This is a genomic window from Celeribacter baekdonensis B30, assembly GCF_000299875.1.
In the GTDB taxonomy this organism is placed as follows: Bacteria; Pseudomonadota; Alphaproteobacteria; order Rhodobacterales; family Rhodobacteraceae; genus Celeribacter; species Celeribacter baekdonensis_A.
The window spans coordinates 1-548 of record NZ_AMRK01000042.1 but is presented as its reverse complement, the minus strand read 5'-3'; the positions used below and the strand labels follow the sequence as shown (position 1 = coordinate 548).

Annotated in this window: 1 protein-coding gene; it reads right to left on the bottom strand. The window is 62.6% G+C overall.

Annotated elements, in window-relative coordinates; all coding sequences use genetic code 11:
• Positions 1-286 (bottom strand): DUF736 family protein (locus B30_RS21205; protein ID WP_009574320.1); only part of this gene is annotated, 286 nt, incomplete at its 3' end.
• Positions 287-548 lie beyond the last annotated feature (262 nt).

Here is a 548-nt window from a genome sequence, read left to right as displayed (position 1 = left end):
CCTGGTTCGCGGCCTTGCCGAGGTTGGCGTTGAAGCAGTGGTCGCGGATGGTCAGCGTGTAGTAGTCCGCGCCGGTCTCTTTGTTCTGCTTCTTCCAGATGCCGCCGCACTCGACCAGCTTGCCGCGCGGGGAGCGACCGAGGACGCGATGCGTCGGGGCCATCGGGTTCGCGCTTGCGACAGGTTCGACCGTGATGTCGAGGTCGAAGGTCAGGGTCGAGATGGAGCCGACGCCCTTGGCGGTTTCGATGTCGGCGCTGGTGAATTTGATGCAGTTCGTGGTCATTGCTCTTCTCCTTGTTTGCGTTGCAATGATGGTCACCTTGCAGCTGGCCAAGGCCCGGCCACACCGAAGGCGAAGCGCAGCGGAGAGGGGCAGGCGCCGGTCTTTTTGTTCCGCGCGGAATGGCCCGCAGGGACAGGGGAAAAGGATCGGCGACAACCTTTGTGGACGGGACGACAGCTGCGACCAGCATGTCATGCAACTCAGACAAAGGGAGAAGTGCGGTGGCCACGAAGGAAGGTAGGGGAACAGCCGAGGGAGATGC